The organism is Bartonella massiliensis, assembly GCF_902150025.1.
Classification (GTDB): Bacteria; Pseudomonadota; Alphaproteobacteria; order Rhizobiales; family Rhizobiaceae; genus Bartonella; species Bartonella massiliensis.
The window spans coordinates 72879-91275 of record NZ_CABFVS010000039.1 but is presented as its reverse complement, the minus strand read 5'-3'; the positions used below and the strand labels follow the sequence as shown (position 1 = coordinate 91275).

14 protein-coding genes are annotated in these 18397 nt (G+C 37.8%); 10 read left to right on the top strand and 4 right to left on the bottom strand.

The window, feature by feature from the left end; translation table 11 throughout:
- Positions 1 to 60: 60 nt before the first annotated feature.
- Positions 61 to 1023: a lipoyl synthase gene (gene lipA / locus FNZ60_RS08385; RefSeq protein WP_142417137.1), complete on the top strand. Its 963-nt coding sequence runs from the start codon at positions 61 to 63 to the stop codon at positions 1021 to 1023.
- A gap of 2 nt (positions 1024 to 1025) precedes the next feature.
- The gene (locus FNZ60_RS08380) at positions 1026 to 1487 is read left to right on the top strand and encodes a type II toxin-antitoxin system RatA family toxin (protein WP_142417136.1); all 462 of its coding nucleotides are present in this window, start codon (positions 1026 to 1028) and stop codon (positions 1485 to 1487) included.
- 798 nt (positions 1488 to 2285) lie between these two features.
- Here the strand turns inward: FNZ60_RS08380 and FNZ60_RS08375 are convergent.
- From FNZ60_RS08375 to rirA, 3 genes are read right to left on the bottom strand one after another with little or no spacing between them, the layout of a single operon-like run.
- Entirely contained in the window at positions 2286 to 2774 is a 489-nt protein-coding gene (locus tag FNZ60_RS08375) for a CinA family protein (RefSeq protein WP_142417135.1), read from the bottom strand.
- Positions 2771 to 3961 (bottom strand): bifunctional 2-C-methyl-D-erythritol 4-phosphate cytidylyltransferase/2-C-methyl-D-erythritol 2,4-cyclodiphosphate synthase, encoded by a 1191-nt coding sequence (locus tag FNZ60_RS08370; protein WP_185913546.1) that lies wholly within the window; start codon positions 3959 to 3961, stop codon positions 2771 to 2773. Before FNZ60_RS08370 ends, FNZ60_RS08375 begins: the two co-directional genes overlap by 4 nt.
- A 33-nt stretch (positions 3962 to 3994) precedes the next feature.
- A complete protein-coding gene (rirA, locus tag FNZ60_RS08365) occupies positions 3995 to 4429 on the bottom strand; it encodes an iron-responsive transcriptional regulator RirA (protein ID WP_142417133.1) in 435 nt (144 codons plus the stop codon).
- Between the two features lie 173 nt (positions 4430 to 4602).
- Here rirA and FNZ60_RS08360 point away from each other — a divergent pair, with 173 nt between their 5' ends.
- The 8 genes from FNZ60_RS08360 to FNZ60_RS08325 all read left to right on the top strand — a co-directional run bounded on the left by FNZ60_RS08360 (position 4603) and on the right by FNZ60_RS08325 (position 15786).
- Positions 4603 to 6867: a sensor histidine kinase NtrY-like gene (locus FNZ60_RS08360; protein WP_142417151.1), complete on the top strand. Its 2265-nt coding sequence runs from the start codon at positions 4603 to 4605 to the stop codon at positions 6865 to 6867.
- 1 nt (position 6868) lies between these two features.
- The gene (gene ntrX, locus FNZ60_RS08355; RefSeq protein WP_142417132.1) at positions 6869 to 8227 is read left to right on the top strand and encodes a nitrogen assimilation response regulator NtrX; all 1359 of its coding nucleotides are present in this window, start codon (positions 6869 to 6871) and stop codon (positions 8225 to 8227) included.
- A gap of 4 nt (positions 8228 to 8231) precedes the next feature.
- Positions 8232 to 9608: a Trk system potassium transporter TrkA gene (gene trkA / locus FNZ60_RS08350; RefSeq protein ID WP_142417131.1), complete on the top strand. Its 1377-nt coding sequence runs from the start codon at positions 8232 to 8234 to the stop codon at positions 9606 to 9608.
- Positions 9609 to 9618: 10 nt separating this feature from the next.
- A complete protein-coding gene (locus tag FNZ60_RS08345; protein ID WP_142417130.1) occupies positions 9619 to 10425 on the top strand; it encodes a glycosyltransferase family 32 protein in 807 nt (268 codons plus the stop codon).
- A gap of 151 nt (positions 10426 to 10576) precedes the next feature.
- A complete protein-coding gene (gene clpP / locus FNZ60_RS08340; protein ID WP_142417129.1) occupies positions 10577 to 11209 on the top strand; it encodes an ATP-dependent Clp endopeptidase proteolytic subunit ClpP in 633 nt (210 codons plus the stop codon).
- A 184-nt stretch (positions 11210 to 11393) separates the two neighbouring features.
- A complete protein-coding gene (gene clpX / locus FNZ60_RS08335; protein WP_142417128.1) occupies positions 11394 to 12668 on the top strand; it encodes an ATP-dependent Clp protease ATP-binding subunit ClpX in 1275 nt (424 codons plus the stop codon).
- 181 nt (positions 12669 to 12849) lie between these two features.
- Positions 12850 to 15276, top strand: a complete 2427-nt coding sequence (gene lon, locus FNZ60_RS08330; RefSeq protein WP_142417127.1) for an endopeptidase La — start codon at positions 12850 to 12852, stop codon at positions 15274 to 15276.
- A gap of 231 nt (positions 15277 to 15507) precedes the next feature.
- On the top strand, positions 15508 to 15786 hold the full coding sequence (locus tag FNZ60_RS08325; RefSeq protein WP_012231443.1) for an HU family DNA-binding protein: 279 nt from the start codon (positions 15508 to 15510) through the stop codon (positions 15784 to 15786).
- A 1167-nt stretch (positions 15787 to 16953) separates the two neighbouring features.
- Here FNZ60_RS08325 and trmFO read toward each other — a convergent pair.
- Complete coding sequence (trmFO, locus tag FNZ60_RS08320; RefSeq protein ID WP_142417126.1) at positions 16954 to 18366, bottom strand: methylenetetrahydrofolate--tRNA-(uracil(54)-C(5))-methyltransferase (FADH(2)-oxidizing) TrmFO; 1413 nt, start codon at positions 18364 to 18366, stop codon at positions 16954 to 16956.
- Between the last annotated feature and the right edge of the window lie 31 nt (positions 18367 to 18397).

The window sequence follows — 18397 nt, the reverse complement described above, 5'->3', positions numbered from 1 at the left end:
TTTGTGTGAAAGATCTTATATTTTTCATGATACCTTCGTATTTATAAGGCAAAGGCTTAAATGGTTACGGTTGTTGATAGAGTTACAAATAGACGTTTGCGTCATCCTGAAAAGGCCCATCGTCCGGATACAAGCGTTCAGAAAAAGCCAGATTGGATTCGTGTAAAAGCACCAACATCACCGATCTATAAGGAAACGCATGGGATTGTCCGCACACATAAGCTAGTGACTGTCTGCGAAGAAGCAGGTTGTCCTAATATTGGGGAATGTTGGAGCCAGCGGCATGCCAGCTTTATGATTTTAGGTGAGATATGTACGCGTGCTTGTGCTTTTTGTAACGTTGCAACAGGTATTCCGCTTGCCGTTGATGATAATGAGCCAGAACGTGTAGCCGATGCTGTTGCTCGAATGGAATTAAAGCATGTTGTTATCACATCTGTTGATCGTGATGATCTTGCTGATGGTGGTGCTGAGCATTTTGCAAAAGTTATTTATGCGATTCGTCGAGAAGCGCCTAAAACGACAATTGAAGTTCTTACACCTGATTTTCGTCATAAGGATGGTGCTTTAGAAATTGTTGTTGCTGCTAAGCCTGATGTTTTTAACCATAACTTAGAAACAGTTCCTTCTAAATATTTGAAGGTTCGTCCAGGAGCACGTTATTTTCATTCAATTCGTCTGTTACAACGCGTTAAAGAGCTTGATCCAACAATTTTTACAAAATCGGGAATTATGGTTGGCCTTGGAGAAGAAAGAAATGAAATTCTGCAATTAATGGATGATTTACGCGCTGCAGATGTGGATTTTATGACCATTGGACAATATTTACAACCTACACGAAAACATCATCCCGTTATTCGTTTTGTACCTCCTGAAGAGTTTGAATCTTTTGCCAAAATTGGTAAAGCAAAAGGTTTTTTACATATGGCTTCTAATCCGCTGACGCGTTCATCTCATCATGCAGGAGATGATTTTGCCATTTTACAAAAAGCGCGTGATGAAAAATTTGCCTTACAGAGATAATGATGCCAACTTTTTCAACACATCGGCAAGTTGCTCATAGTGCTCGTGAGATGTTTAATCTTGTATCAGATATTGAACGTTATCCTGAATTTTTACCCATGTGTGAGGCTTTAATCATACGCTCTCGCAAGGAATGTGAAGAAAAAACATTGCTTCTTGCCGATATGACCGTTGGTTATAAGGTTATTCGCGAAACGTTTACGACCCAAGTTTTTTTGCAGCCGCAGAAAGGCTTGATAGAGGTTAACTATATTGATGGTCCGTTTAAATATCTTGAAAATCGTTGGACTTTTCACGATATTGAAAATACCAACGCTTGTAATGTGGAATTTTTTATTGATTATGAATTTAAAAGTAAAATACTCGGACGCGTGATGGGCTCAATGTTTGATATTGCGTTTCGTAAATTCACCGATGCCTTTGAAAAACGTGCTCATCAGATTTATGGCTCTGCAGTCACATAATCTATTGCGTTATTTTTTTACAATACATATTGCTATAAAGGTATAAAGATGAAAATTAATTTTCATCTTTATACCTTTTTCAGGAGGGGGGCGAAAGCATATCAAAGAAATATCACTTTAAATAATGAAGACGATTCATAGATTCATGCTTTTGTTTTTTTCTTTTTAGGGGCACGTTTTTTTACAGAATATCCCAATATTATTAGATAATATATTGAATCAATCAAAATTACTCACTTGTACGTTACAAGTAGCAAGAGCCTTATAGATAAAAATGATTAAAGAAAGAACTCTTATGTCTCTTATGAATCGCTTAAGTGCTAAGGGTTGTCATGATATTGGGAGCTGGCAAAGTGTATGATGATGCCGACTTATAACACAGCCATATGTTTATTTTTAAGAAATATCTTTCAGCATGCAACATCCATTTCACGACTAGCGCTCATAAATGGGACCCTCAGTGTATAAAACCCATTTTACAAAAGAATCTTTATACTTATGAAGAAGTAGTTTGCACTATTGTTATCTCTTAGATGTTGCAGCAATTCTTGGCACTTTATAGAGGCACAAATGTTTCTTTTTTTAGTAATTATCATCCACACGATTTTCCTTGCTTGTAAAGTGCAAAAAACGAGAGGTTTTGTTTAATTCAACATAAAAAAAGGACTGGAGATAACTTGAGGATATTCGGGTCTTTTATTGCCAAGTTGTGATATAATAAATTATTTTTTCAAGATGTTGATGATGATAAAGTCCAATACGGATGGAATAGGGAGTTTTGAAATTGCTATAAGGAATTCAGTGGAGTAATTCCAAAATCATTTTTAAAGCATTTTCAACAGTTGCACGGCGGATAGCACTACGATCAAGAGAACCAAAGTGCATTTCTTTATGCAGGGGAGAGTGATTTTTGTAAGCAACAGCACAATGTACCAGTCCTACAGGTTTGTTCAGACTTGCGCCTCCTGGACCTGCAATTCCTGTTACAGAAACTGCAATGTCAGCTTGTGAATGTTTTAATCCACCCTCAGCCATTGCAAGAGCAACGTCTTTTGAAACGGCACCATAGGTTTTTATAAGTTCAGCGCATACACCGACAAGGCGTGTTTTGGATTCATTTGAATAAACAACAAATCCACAATCGAGCACATCGGATGATCCAGCAATATTGGTGAGGTTTGCAGCAATGAGTCCTCCTGTACAGGACTCTACAGTTGTTAACAGCAGACCTTTTTGACGACAGATATTAAGAACTTCACGCGCTTGTTTTTCACAAAAATATGTCATTTTGGAATTTCTCCTGGATAAAGAACACTCGCTGTTGCCAAAGCCGCAATGCCTTCGCCACGACCAATAAATCCGAGTCTTTCATTTGTTGTTGCTTTGATGGAGATTCGATCGGATGAAATTGTAAGAATACGCATAAGATTTTCTGTCATAGCATGACGATAGGGACCAATTTTAGGGTTTTCAGCGATAATTGTGATATCTACATTAGTGATACGACCACTCGCTTGTATAACAATATCAAGAGCATGGCGAAGAAAAATTTCTGATGATACATTTTTCCATTGAGGATCAGAGGGAGGAAAATGTGTACCAATATCTCCTGCACCTTGGGTTGCAAGAAGGGCATCTGTTAATGCATGAAGAGCAACATCTGCATCGGAATGTCCATTTAATTTTTTATGAAAAGGGATTTTTATACCACATAATATAAGACAATCTCCTTCCTCGAAAGAATGAACATCATAACCATTGCCAGTACGAATATCAGGAAACATTTGCATTTTTTTCTGGAGATATAAATGGGCGGTATTAAAATCTTCTTGCCATGTAATTTTTATATTATAAGGATCACCTGGAACAGTAAGCATAGGAATCCCAAACCATTCGGCAATTGCACAATCATCAGTAAAGTCTTTTTTACACACTTTTTGGGCTTTTTTATGGGCCGCTAAGATATGTTCAAAGGGAAAACACTGTGGCGTTTGCGCACGGTAAAGATCGGTGCGAGGAATTGTTTCTGAAACATGCTGATGGTTGACACGTTTAAGGGTATCAGAGATGGGCAGAACAGGAAGAACACCTTTTTGAGGCGTAATCGTATTATGAATATGATCAAGGAGTTTATTTTCGATAAAGGGACGTGCTCCATCATGAATATGCACATATTGAGGGGTAAATTTTTTAAGAGCCTGAAGTCCATTTAAGGTAGAAATTTGACGTGTATGGCCTCCTTCAACAATAATAAGGCGTTCTTTAAATTCGGCGAGTACTTGCTCACAGATTTGACGATCTTCTGGATGAATAACAAGGATAATTATTGTGATAGCTGGATGCTGCAGAAAACAGTGCACGGTATGATAAATAATCGGCTTTTGTCCTAGAAGCCGATATTGTTTTGGAATTTTATCGGGAGATCCTGCTCTTTCACCACGTCCAGCGGCTAATATTATTGCTGCAATAGAAATACTAACATCTCCTTGTACTATAACTTAGTTTACTCATTTATCGTTAATTTTAAAATGATTTTGAAAGGATGATCGCTGTAAATCCGCAAGGGATATCACGGATAATACCTCAAAAAAAGCATTTAATGCTTTTTGGAGTGCAGTATTTAAACCACAAAAATCAATCAGTGGGCAAGTCGATTCTGTCGTATCGAAACATTCTGCGAGGGAAAAGTTATCTTCTGTGACTTTCACAACATCAGCAACTGAAATTTCTGCTGCGGGTTTAGCCAATTTAACACCACCATTGCGTCCACGCACTGTTTGTATAAAACCTGCTTGAACAAGGGGTTGAAGGATTTTAAATAAAAAAAGTTCTGAAACAGCATATGTTTTAGCAATTTCCGGAACACGACTGAGAGTTCCTTGGTTATCCGCACAATACATGAGCATTCGAAGAGCATAATTTGTTTGTTTTGTTAATCGCATCTCATTTCCTTTGTAAAGTATTATTGAGCGCAGTTTATTTTAAAGATTTTTTTAAATGGAGAAGCTTTTTCCATTGACTATATTTGTTCTATTTTAAATGGAGTATTAGTATTGTCAATTTTTGTCACAAAAGGTTATATGATAATAATGGGATAAGGATCTGTAAGCTCATGATGAATGCAACGTCTGTGACGAATCTTCAAGACATGGATAAAAATACTTATAACGATGATTTGTATCGTTTAAATAAGGTATATATCTTTTTAGGGATTGCTATTATTGTCTTGGCTTTACTTACAGCCTCTGCTTCGTTTATTATTCTTATTGGATTAACTCCTGTTGTTCCCAGTAGAACGGTCACCCTTATTCTTATAGGGATTAATAGTTTCTGGGTTTTAGGGCTTGTTGTCATCGTTTTTTATGAAATGATTCCCATCATTCGTGCTTGGCGTTCAAGACGTGCAGGGTCACGCCTTCATGTGCGCCTTATTTCATTGTTTGCACTTGTTGCAACGATGCCAGCTGTTGCTGTCGCTCTTGTATCTGGACCAGCACTCAATTTAGGGCTTGATCGATGGTTTGATACAACAACGCGGCAAATTGTAGGTTCTTCTATTGATTTAGCAAATGCTTATGCAGATGAAATGCTTCAAAATCTAAAAAACTTATCCTATGCTATGGCGTTTGCACTTGATAACAAAAAACTTTTAGAACGTAATCCAGCTGAATATCGGATGCAATTGACGCGTCATGCTCTAGGGCGCAATTTGCGTGGTGCATTTTTGTTAAGTTCTAGCGGAACTATTTTTATATCGAGTGCTCTTGGTGATGAGGATAAACTACCAATCCCTCCCTCGCATCTTATTGAACGTGCGACCAGTGCGAAGCCTTTTTCTTTTCAGCCAGGTGTCCATGATTATTTTGGTATTATTTTAAAATTTACCAATATTCCAAACACATTTTTATATTTGGTGCGTGATGTTGATAAAGGCGTTTTATCGGCTTTGCGTTTGACAGAAGTCAATACAGATCGTTATCGCGATTTAAATGAAAACCGCTTGCTGACGCAAATTGCATTTGGTATGCTTTATTTATGTCTTTTTTTTAGTTTGTTCTTATCCGCTATTTGGGCAGCTATTGCTGTTGCTGATCGCTTAGTTCGTCCTATTCGTCTTCTTATTAGTGCTGCTGATGATGTCGCTTCTGGGAATATGGAAATTTTTGTTCCAGTACGAGCAAAAGATGGGGATATTGGGCAGTTATCTAAAACTTTTAATTACATGGTCAGTGAATTGAAAAGTCGGCGCAATGAATTGATTGCCGTGCGTGATCAAATTGATGAAAGACGGCGTTTTTCTGAAGCTGTGTTATCGGGTGTAACAGCGGGAGTAGCCGGTATCGATGATAATGGTGATATCACAATTATTAATCGGTCTATTGAAACGATGTTTGACATTCGTTTTGAGCAGGTTGTTGGACAAAGCCTTTTATCTTTAAGTGCTGAAATCTGGCAGTTTTTTCAGTTTGCACGTTCATTGGGGCGTAAAAATCATCATGAGCAGGTCACTTTAAATGTTGCTGGAAAAGAGCGTGTCTGTAATGTTCAAGTTACGATGGAAGAGGATGATGGACAGGGGCAGTCTTGGGTTCTAACAGTTGATGATATTACAGATCTTGTTGCAGCGCAACGTACAGCGGCATGGGCTGATATTGCACGGCGTATTGCACACGAAATAAAAAATCCCCTTACACCTATTCAGTTATCGGCTGAACGTATTCGTAAACGTTATAACAAAGTTATTACACAAGATAGAGAAGTCTTTGAGCGGTGTGTTGACACAATTATTCGACAGGTTGGAGATATTGGGCGTATGGTTGATGAGTTTTCTTCTTTTGCGCGTATGCCCAAACCACAAATGCATATTTTAGATATACGTGAATTGTTGCGTGAAGCATGTTTCTTGATAGAAGTAACGCGACATGATATTCATTTTGAGCAAGACTTAGGAAGTCATCCCCTTATGGGGGCATTCGATAATCGTCTCATTGTACAAGCTTTTTGCAACGTTATCAAAAATGCCAGTGAGTCCATAGATTCTGTTATGCGAGAGGAAAATATTCATGGTCATATTCTTATCCGTTCTTACCGTCAAGAAGAATGGGTGATTGTGGATGTTGTTGATAACGGGAAAGGACTTCCTAAAGAGCAAAGACAAAAGCTATTAGAACCCTATATAACAACGCGGGAAAAAGGAACAGGACTAGGATTAGCCATTGTGCGCAAAGTTATAGAAGATCACGGTGGCTCCATGGAGCTTCATGATGCACCAGAAAGTTTTTATGAAGGTCGTGGTGCGATGATCCGTTTGATGTTTCCGGCGCAGGGGGAAAAGCAGGGTCGTATTATACAAGCTATAAATCATAAGATAGGGGAATAGTATGGTATCAGATATCTTGATTGTTGATGATGAAGCGGATATTCGTGAGCTTGTTGCTGGTATTTTAGATGATGAAGGTTATGAAACGCGTGTTGCTTGTAATTCTGATGAAGCATTGGCTCAAATTAGTGAGCGTATTCCAAAACTCATTTTCTTAGATATTTGGTTACAGGGAAGCCGTCTCGATGGTCTTGCACTTCTTGATGAAATTAAAACGCAATATCCAGCACTTCCGGTTGTTATGATTTCTGGTCATGGTAATATTGAGACCGCTGTTTCTGCTATAAAGCGAGGGGCCTACGATTTCATTGAAAAACCTTTTAAAGCTGACAGACTTGTATTGGTTGCTGAGCGAACACTTGAAAACTCAAATTTAAAACGTGAGCTTTTAGAATTGCGAAAACGTTCAAATGAGACATTGGAGCTGCTTGGCAAATCAACAGTTATTAAAAATTTGCGCCAAATTATAGAAAAAGTAGCGCCAACCAATAGTCGTATCATGATAACAGGTCCTTCAGGGGCGGGAAAAGAAACTGTTGCACGAACGATTCATGCGCTCTCAACACGTTCAAATGGGCCCTTTGTTACAATAAATGCTGCAATGATTACGCCGGAAAGAATGGAAATAGAATTGTTTGGTAGCGAAATGGAGGGAAGAGAGCGCAAGATCGGCGCTTTAGAAGAAGCTCATGGTGGAATACTCTATCTTGATGAAATTGCTGATATGCCGCATGAGACTCAGGGTAAGATTCTTCGTGTGTTAACGGGGCAGACATTTGAGAGAGTTGGCGGTACAAAACGGGTTAAGGTGGATGTTCGTATCATTTCTTCAACCGCGCAAAATCTTGAAAACCTTATTTCTGACGGGCGCTTTAGAGAAGATCTTTTCCACCGTCTTTCTGTTGTTCCTATTGTTGTTCCACCCCTTTCAGCCCGTCGTGAAGATATTCCAGAACTTGTCCATCATTTTGTAAAAACAATATCGCAGCAGGTTGGAATTAAGCCGCGTGAAATCAGTGATGATGTCATCGCTATATTGCAAACGCATGCTTGGCCGGGTAATGTACGGCAATTGCGCAACAATATTGAGCGTCTTCTCATTCTTGTGCGAGAGGGTGAAGGCCCTATAACAGCGGATTTTCTCCCCAGTGAAGTGAGTGATTCTTTGCCACGTCTTCAAATGGATTCAGATGAAAGTATAATGGATTTACCGTTGCGTGAAGCACGAGAATTGTTTGAAAAGAAATATTTAGTGGCCCAGATTGGGCGTTTGGGTGGAAATATATCCCGTACTGCTGAATTTATAGGCATGGAACGTTCAGCTTTGCACCGTAAGCTTAAAGCACTTGGAGTTTCTTAAGGCTATGCGTGTTATTATTTGCGGTGCAGGACAGGTTGGTTATGGGATAGCAGAGCGTCTTGCTGCTGAAAATCACGATGTGACTGTTATTGATATTGAAACCAGATTAATTGAAAAAATTCGCGACACGTTGGATGTAAGAGGTTTTGTTGGTCACGGTTCACGACCTGAGGTTCTTTTAGCAGCTGATGCGGACAAAGCTGATATGCTGATTGCTGTTACTTTGTTTGATGAAGTGAATATGGTTGCTTGCCAGGTCGCTCATTCATTATTTAATGTTCCCACAAAAATTGCGCGTATTCGCTCACAATCTTATTTAGAACCACGCTATAAGACACTTTTTTCCAGAGAGAATATTCCCATTGATGTGGTCATTTCGCCAGAAGTTGAAGTTGGGGAAATGGTTTTACGTCGTATTGCTCTGCCTGGTGCCATAGATGTTCTTTATTTTTGTAATGATGATGTTGTTGCGCTAGCCTTAGAATGTATGGAAGATTGTCCTGTTATTAATACTCCTTTGCGTCAATTAACAGAGCTTTTTCCAGATCTTCATACAACAGTTACCGCTATTAAACGTGGTTCGGAATTATTGATTGCACATTCAGAAACGCAATTACGCGTTGGTGATATAACCTATCTTGTTGTTGCTCGTGAGCAGATGCGTCGTGCTGTTGGGCTTTTTGGGCATAAAGAACAAGATGCTCATCGCATGATTATTGCAGGGGGGGGGCATATTGGTCTTTATGTTGCTCAGGCGATTGAGAAGCGTCTCCATAAATTAAAATTGAAGATTATAGAATCTCAAAGAGAAAGAGCTCTTACAATTGCTGATCAGCTTGAAAAAACAATCGTTTTATATGGAAATGTCTTAGATCCGGTGATTCTTCAAGATGCAGGGATTGATCAGGCCGATTTAATGATTACATTGACCAATCAGGATCAGGTTAATCTCTTAAGTGCTATTATTGCTAAAAGATTGGGTTGCAAAGCCAATATGGTGTTGATTAATAATGTTGCTTACCAAGAATTTAGCCGTACCGTTGGGGTGGATGCCTATCTTAATCCCCATAGTGTTACAATATCGAGAGTTTTGCAACAAATGCGTCGTGGACGTATTCGTTGTGTTCATTCAGTTTTTAATGGTCGGGCAGAAATTATTGAAGCTGAAGTGATGCAAACCTCTTCATTGGTTGGTAAGTCATTGTCAGAGCTTAATTTATCAGATGGTTTGAGAATTGGGGCAATTTATCGTAATAAAACAATAATACAACTTTCAGCGGAGACGCGTATTTTGTCTGGTGATAGAATAGTAATTTTTGCCCTTGCTGATAGAGTTCGAGATGTTGAACAACTTTTTCGCGTAAGTTTGGAATATTTTTGATATATTATTGATGGATATTTGTACTTTTTGGTATAGTGGACAGTTAAGATTGGTGGATAGGCTTTGTTTGTCTTCAATGGTCAAAACTGGACAGCGCGTTAAGCTTTTTAGTTATGATAAGGAAATAGGCAATCTCCCTGCTGGTGTTGAGTTGCATGAAGCCGAATCAATTTTACCGCGTTCAGCAATTTATCGCCTTGATCCCTATTTTTCTGAGGATAAACCAGGATGTACAATTGTTCAGTTCTCGGATTTTTTTCGTGTTATGCTGATGAAATATCAACAAGGTGTTTGGTTAGATACAGATGTTTACCTCGTTAAACAATTCCATCCAGATGCGAATAAGGTTTGGTTAGCAAGAGAAAATAATGTAAGAGTAGGCGTTTCTGCCCTTTATTTTCCTCCAGATAACCCTATTATAAAAGTGTTTGAAGATTATTGGGCAGGGACAGAAATTATTCCTCCTTGGCTTGGTTTTAAGCGTCGTGTTTGGAGACCATTCTGGTTAAAGAGAAAAAAAATACCAGTTTTACCGAGAAATCTTGGTGTTACGATATTTGGCAACGATGGTATTTCACGATTAGCAAAACAGTATGGTTTTTTTCATGAGGCAAAGGAAAAGGAAACTTTTTATTATTGGACTGGGCGAAAAACTGAGTACATCTTTGAACCAGCTTTTGGCGTAAAACCACTTACAGATTCACGCTTGATAGGATTGCATCTTCACAGAAAGGCCAAGACCACGCAAAGACCTCAGGAAGGAAGTTTTTACCATTGGGCAGTCTCTCGCATTCCTGAAGTTCATGATTTGTTTTAAGTAGAGTTATTATCGCTATTTTAACCATTGGGATTTTAATCTACCCTAAACGGTTCTTGATTGTCGCTTGCACAAGAGAGTAATGTTAGCTTATGGATAAAAATATTGAATGTGTAAAGAGCGATTGTTATATGACAAGGAAAGTGAAAATATGAGTGATACAATGAAAACAGCCTTAAGCCTTGTTCCTATGGTTATTGAACAAACCAATCGTGGCGAACGGGCCTATGATATTTTTTCCCGTCTTTTAAAGGAGCGGATTATTTTTATTAATGGTCCTGTTGAAGATGGTATGGCGATGCTTGTTTGTGCTCAATTGCTTTTCTTGGAAGCGGAAAACCCCAAAAAAGAAATTAGCCTTTATATTAATTCTCCAGGGGGAGTCGTGACATCTGGTATGGCGATTTATGATACTATGCAGTTTATTCGTCCTCCTGTTTCTACGCTTTGCATGGGGCAGGCGGCATCGATGGGGTCGTTATTGTTAACGGCTGGGGCAAAAGGTCATCGTTTTACATTGCCAAATGCACGTATTATGGTGCATCAGCCATCTGGTGGTTTTCAAGGTCAAGCGTCAGATATTGAACGACATGCACAAGATATTATAAAGATGAAACGGCGTTTAAATGAAATTTATGTTCAACATACAGGTCAAGATTATGAGGTTATTGAGAAAACGCTCGATCGCGATCATTTTATGACAGCAGAAGAAGCTAAAGCATTTGGCTTAGTTGATGATGTTATACATTATCGTGCCGAGACTGAAAAAGAAGAAAAAAATTAAGAATTTTTATAGAAAAAACAGCTACTTTAAATAAAGAGTTTTATAGAAAATATCGCAAAAATTAAGAGAAATACCTAAAAATATTGGGACATTTATGATTTTCTATATGTCTTTTAGTTTTCATGATGAACAGCTTCCTTTGAAAAGGCGAAGTATTCATATATCGTGGTGAAAGGAAAGAAAAATGAGCAAAATTAGCAATAGCGGGAACGAGTCAAAGAATACTCTCTATTGCTCGTTCTGCGGCAAGAGTCAACATGAGGTGCGTAAGCTTATTGCGGGGCCTACTGTATTTATCTGTGATGAATGTGTAGAGCTTTGCATGGATATTATTCGGGAAGAAAACAAATCTTCAGGGGTTAAAGTACGTGATGGTGTTCCTACACCACAGGAAATTATAACAGTTCTTGATGATTATGTTATTGGTCAGCAGCATGCAAAGCGTGTTCTTTCTGTTGCAGTCCATAATCATTATAAACGGCTGGCACATCAGTCAAAAAGCAATGATATTGAGTTAGCTAAATCAAATATTCTTCTTGTTGGTCCAACGGGCTGCGGTAAAACTTATCTTGCACAAACATTAGCACGTATTATTGATGTTCCTTTTACAATGGCGGATGCGACCACTTTGACTGAAGCCGGCTATGTGGGTGAAGATGTTGAAAATATCATTTTAAAGCTTCTTCAAGCAGCAGATTATAATGTTGAACGTGCGCAGCGTGGTATTGTTTATATTGATGAGGTCGATAAGATTTCTCGTAAAGCTGACAATCCTTCTATTACAAGAGATGTTTCTGGAGAAGGGGTTCAACAAGCGTTATTGAAAATTATGGAAGGAACGATTGCTTCCGTTCCCCCGCAAGGTGGACGTAAACATCCACAACAAGAGTTTCTTCAGGTTGATACCACAAATATTTTATTCATTTGTGGGGGAGCTTTTGCAGGTTTAGAACGGATTATTTCAGGGCGTGGTGAAAAAACATCTATTGGTTTTTCTGCGACCGTTAAGGCTCCTGATGAACGTTGTGTTGGTGAAATTTTTCGTGATTTAGAGCCTGAAGATCTTATAAAGTTTGGTTTAATACCAGAGTTTATTGGACGTCTTCCTATCGTTGCTACCTTAGAGGATTTAGATGCTAACGCTCTCGTGCAAATTTTATCACAACCTAAAAATGCCTTAGTCAAACAATATCAGCGCCTTTTTGAAATGGAAAATGTTGAGCTAGCATTTCATGAAGATGCTTTACGTGTTATTGCGAAGAAAGCCATTGAACGTAAAACTGGTGCCCGTGGTTTACGTTCTATTATGGAGAAGATTCTTCTTGAGACGATGTTTGAGTTACCGGCTCTTGAAGGCGTTCAAAAAGTAGTTATTTCGAGTGATGTTGTTGATGGAAAAGCACGTCCTCTTTATATTTACTCAGAACGTACAGAAGATAAAGAAAATGTATCAGCATGACATTGTGCGCTGTACAATATAAAAAGTGTTTATAAACGATATGAATAAGTTTTCTAATAATATCGTTATAATGCTTGATTTATGTGTTAGAAACTACCATTTCATGTATTGTGGAGAGCTGAGATTTTCTAAGAGTGGGCTTTGTGTTATAGATAGCTCATAGGCTCCAGAAAGGAGAGTTATGCAATATATTAATGAAAAGACAGATGAAGCAAGAGATGGGGTTTATGCTGTTTTACCTCTTCGTGATATTGTTGTCTTCCCCCATATGATTGTTCCACTTTTTGTGGGCCGTGAAAAATCAATTCGCGCTCTTGAAGAAACGATGGCGGTTGATAAGCAAATACTCTTGGTAACACAAAAGAATGCCTCTGATGACGATCCAAAAGCAGAGGATATTTATCATATTGGTACATTTGCAAATATTCTCCAACTTTTAAAGCTTCCTGATGGCACTGTAAAGGTTTTGGTGGAAGGAATAGCACGTGCAAAAATTAGTCAGTTTGCTTTAAGTGAAGGTTATCATCAGGCTTTTGCAACTGCCACAGAAGAACCTGGAGAGAGTGATGTTGAAATTGAAGCTCTTTCAAGATCGGTGATTGCTTATTTTGAAAATTATGTAAAGCTTAATAAAAAAATCTCTCCTGAAGTTGTCAATGCGATTGGCCAGATTGATAATCCTTCTAAACTTGCTGATACGATTGCCTCTCATTTGATGATTAAACTTGCAGAAAAACAGGAAATATTAGAGCTCTTACCGGTGCGGTCCCGTCTTGAACGTGTTCTGTCTTTCATGGAAGGGGAAATTTCTGTTTTGCAGGTTGAGAAACGTATTCGTTCCCACGTTAAACGGCAAATGGAAAAAAACCAACGGGAATATTATCTCAATGAACAAATGAAGGCCATTCAAAAAGAGTTAGGAGCAGGTGATGATAGCCGGGATGAGCTCTCTGAACTAGAAGAGCGCATTAAGAATACAAAACTTTCCAAGGAAGCACAGGAAAAAACTGGGGCAGAGTTGAGAAAATTACGAAATATGTCTCCTATGTCTGCAGAAGCAACAGTTGTCCGTAACTATCTTGATTGGTTATTAGCAATGCCTTGGGGCAAAAAATCTAAGATTAAAAACAATTTAGATTTTGCTGAAAAGGTCATGAATAACGAACATTTCGGTCTTGAAAAAGTTAAGGAGAGAATTATTGAGTATTTGGCTGTACAAAGTCGTGCGTCAAAGATAAAAGGTCCCATTATTTGTTTGTTAGGTCCTCCTGGTGTGGGAAAAACATCATTAGCGCGTTCTATTGCAAAGGCGACGGGACGTGAATATGTCCGTATCTCGTTGGGAGGTGTGCGGGATGAAGCAGAAATTCGTGGACATCGCCGAACATATATTGGTTCAATGCCTGGAAAAATTATCCAGTCTATGAAAAAAGCAAAAAAATCTAATCCGCTTTTCTTGCTTGATGAAATTGATAAAATGGGACAAGACTTTCGTGGAGACCCTTCCTCTGCTTTGTTAGAAGTTCTTGATCCTGAACAAAATGGTACATTCATTGACCACTATCTGGAAGTTGAATATGATCTTTCTGATGTCATGTTTATCACAACTGCCAATACGCTTAATATCCCAAGTCCGTTAATGGATCGAATGGAAATTATTCGTATTGCTGGTTATACTGAATGTGAGAAAATGGAAATTGTTAAGCAGCATCTTTTACCAAAGGCCCTAAAAGAGCACTGTTTGTCTAAAAAAGAACTCAGTATTTCTGATGGAGCAGTAAGGTCGATTATTCAGTTTTACACACGTGAAGCAGGTGTTCGTAACCTTGAACGTGAACTCATGAAAGTTGCTCGTAAATCTGTTACAAAAATTCTCAAAACGCATCAAAAATCTGTAAAAGTTACCGAAAATAATATTAATGATTTCCTAGGTGTTAAACGTTACCACTATAATCAGATTGAAGGAGAAAATCACATTGGTGTTGTGACAGGCCTTGCGTGGACAGAGGTTGGGGGAGAGTTATTGACCATTGAAGGTGTGATGATGCCCGGCAAAGGCAAGATGACTGTCACTGGAAATTTGCGTGATATTATGAAAGAGTCTATTTCCGCGGCAGCATCTTATGTCCGTTCTCGTGCTGTCGATTTTGGTATTGAACCTCCACTTTTTGAAAAACGCGATATCCATGTTCATGTTCCAGAGGGAGCGACACCCAAAGATGGTCCTTCTGCTGGAATTGCAATGGTGACAGCAATTGTTTCGGTCCTTACAGGGATAGCTGTGCATAAAGATATTGCGATGACTGGTGAAATTACTTTACGTGGACGTGTTTTACCCATTGGTGGGTTAAAAGAAAAACTTCTAGCAGCGCTTCGAGGAGGGATAAAAAAAGTACTCATTCCTGAAGAAAACGCAAAAGATTTAGTTGATATTCCTGATGATGTTAAAAATAACATGGAAATTATTCCGGTAAATCATGTGAGTGAAGTTTTAAAACACGCTTTAGTTCGTTTTCCAGATACTATTGAATGGAAAGAACCTTCTACAGTGGCTGTTCCCATGCGGTCAGAGAGCAGCGATAGTGAAGGAATACAGATTGCGCACTGATTCACTTATCTCCTTGTAACGGTATTTTTTAAGGGACAGAAGGTGTTTTCACGGTTATGATTTTGTTTTTTGTTGAAAAAAAATAAAAAATTCCGTGAATAACTGTGATTATTGCTAAAAAAACAATGTTTTGGATAAAAATAAGACTTCTGTTTACTGTACTTTTCAATAAACTAACCAATAACATGATTAGGTCATGTTGTCAGGTAATATAGGGAAAGGAAATATCTCATGAATAAAAGTGAATTGGTTAGCTCCGTTGCTGAAAAGGCAGGTGTTTCAAAAGCGCAAGCAGGGGCTGTTGTGGATGCTTTTATGGCTTCTGTAACAGAAGCTTTGGCTTCAGGGGGCGATGTTCGTCTTCCAGGTTTTGGTTCTTTTGAAGTTTCTCATCGTGCTGCAACAAAGGGGCGTAATCCTTCAACGGGTGCTGAGATCGATATTCCAGCACGTTCTGTACCTAAATTTTCTGCAGGAAAAAGCCTTAAAGAAGCAGTTAATAAAAAATAAGTTAGACGATATTAAAAAAAACCCGATTATGAATAAATCGGGTTTTTTTAACACGATATATATCGTACGCGTTTTTCATATAAAAAATTTTTAGATATGTACGCTATTTTTCTCATTTCATGAATTGCTAATATTTTTGAAAATAATTTTAAATATTGTATAAAGTACCATAAGCTTAAGATGTTTTGTCTTTAGCTTATTTCAATAAATATTCCTACTTTAATAATAGGCATTGTATAGCGTATAAATATGACATTAACTTTTGTGATGTGGAAGTGCTACGGTGTTTATTTCAAAATAACACTCATCAATAATATAAGATAAAAAAAACTCTGTGAAATCTATAAAAGTTATTATGAGTTATCATTTTACGCTTAATATAAAGTGCACGTTAGTGTCCTAACATTATTTTTCCAGTTTCTGCAATATTGCGACGAGCATTCAGCATTTGAGGTGGGTGTATAAGAGGCTGTTTTATTCCTTGTCTTTCATAGTTTTCTTAATTTACAAGAACAACTTCGCTTGTGAGGTAGCAATTGATTGGCTAAGCAGATGATTTTTATCGATAGACTATGGGAGGATTTGAGATAAAAGAGTTTTACAATATTGAGGTTTATCATTCACCATAGATAAGAGATAAATTATGATTATAAGTCAATGTATTAAAAATTTGTAAAGTGGCATCATCATTTCAATATTGTGATTTTTCTTGGCACTTGAGCTGGAAAAGATAACATTTAGCTCTGTTTTAAATATTTTGGGTCCATATTTCATTTGCGTTATGCAAGCGAGTATATTTTCTTCATTACACAAAAGTTAAAATGAGAAGGTTTCATAACGATTAAGAAAGAAACTTTAGAAATAAAAAAAATCTATTATCAAATAGTATTATAGTATAAATTATAAATATTTATAAAATTAAATTATTATTTTAGTGTTTTCTATCTACATATTTGTATTACTATAATAAATTTATATTATTAATTTATTTTTTCTCATTGAATTATATTAAATTATTTCATATCTTTTATAATATTAAATAAATAATGAAGTGTAGAATAGCATTTATTGATTAATAACAGCATTTTACACGAGTCTTTAGAATGATTTTTTCAGGAGGGTCATAAAGAGATCTATTTAGCAGATGAGAGGCGGAGCGCATGTTTTTTATAAACAGGAGCTCTTTGATTCTTTATCTGTTAACCACTGAATACAATCATTAAGAGCTCTTGCTGTTATAGCTTGCTTTTTTGCTAATTTTTTCTCTTTACTTGGTAAACGCTTTCCTGAATGTTTAAGAGAAGCAATGGGAGGAAAAAGCCCGAAATTGATATTCATTGGCTGAAAGGACTGTCTTTCTGCTTCTTCATCTATAATATGTCCCCCTGTAATATGATTTAAAAGAGCTCCGAATGCTGTGGTTTGTGGGGGAAGACAAGGACACTTATGATGATAGTCGGCTGCAGAAAAACGTCCAGCAAGAAGGCCTATTGCTGCTGATTCTACATAACCTTCACATCCGGTAATTTGTCCTGCAAAGCGTAGCTGTTTTTTTTGTTTTAAGCGAAGAGTTTGATCAAGAATAATCGGAGAGTTGAGATAGGTATTGCGGTGAAGACCACCAAGACGTGCAAATTCTGCTTTTTCAAGACCGGGGATCATTCTAAAAATGCGAACTTGTTCACCATATTTCAGTTTTGTTTGAAAGCCGACCATATTGTAAAGCGTTCCAAGTTTATTATCTTGGCGCAATTGAACGACAGCATAGAGTTTAACAGTGGGATTATGGGCATTGGTTAAGCCCATAGGCTTCATCGGTCCATGTCTTAAAGTTTCCAGCCCGCGCTCAGCCATAATTTCAATGGGGAGGCATCCATCAAAATAGGGCGTTTTTTCAAAGTCACGAAACTCTGTTTTTTCTGCATTTTTTAATGCTTCAACAAATGATTCATATTGTTCTTTGTTAAGAGGACAATTAAGATAGTCTTTTCCTGTTCCCTCAGGACCAATTTTATCGTAGCGAGATTGATACCAACAAATATTTATATCAATACTATCCCTATGAATAATAGGGGCAATAGCATCAAAAAAAGCAAGAGCTTTTACATCAGTTACTGCTTGTAATGTTTGAGAAAGTGCAGGCGAGGTAAGGGGGCCCGTTGCAATGATAACATGTTGCCAAGTTTCAGGAATCTCTTGAATTTCTTCACGTTTTATTGTTATAAGGGGGTGGCTTTCAAGTGCGGATGTCACGGTTTTTGAAAATCCTTCACGATCCACAGCAAGAGCACTGCCCGCGGGGACTTTGTTGGCATCAGCTGCTTTCATAATCAACGATTTTGCTAATCGCATTTCAGCATGTAAAAGCCCTACGGCATTTGTTGATGAATCATCAGAGCGAAAGGAATTTGAACAAACCAGTTCTGCCAATTTATCGGTTTTATGGGCATCTGATTTTTTTTGGGGACGCATTTCATGCAAAATAACGGGAATTTCTGATTGAGCGATTTGCCAGCTTGCTTCACACCCCGCAAGACCGCCACCGATAATATGAATTGGAGTATTAAATGTCTTTAACATAGTCGACTTATTAGCGTAAGTCGCCGTATAT